We start from the raw sequence: 270 nt of genomic DNA, 5'->3' as shown, positions 1-270 counted from the left end.
GAGCTCTGATGCCTGGGGAATCAAGAAAATATGGTACAACCATTGCTCCTGGTCTGTATGCACCTGTTCACCAACACTTTTTTGTTGCCCGTATGGACATGGCTGTTGATTGTAAACCTAACGAGGCTCATAATCAGGTGGTTGAGGTAAATGTGAAAGTTGAAAATGCAGGCACACATAATGTGCACAACAACGCTTTCTATGCCGAGGAAAAACTACTGAAATCTGAGCTGCAAGCAATGCGAGATTGTGACCCTTCATCTGCACGGC

The 270-nt window shown here is 45.2% G+C and carries 1 protein-coding gene; it reads left to right on the top strand.

The window, feature by feature from the left end:
• Positions 1-270 (top strand): copper amine oxidase (locus PZC42_RS24705; RefSeq protein ID WP_498041205.1); only part of this gene is annotated, 270 nt, incomplete at both ends.

Source organism: Isoptericola croceus (assembly GCF_029382255.1).
Taxonomy (GTDB): Bacteria; Actinomycetota; Actinomycetes; order Actinomycetales; family Cellulomonadaceae; genus Isoptericola; species Isoptericola croceus.
This window is presented reverse-complemented; position numbering and strand designations above follow the sequence as displayed.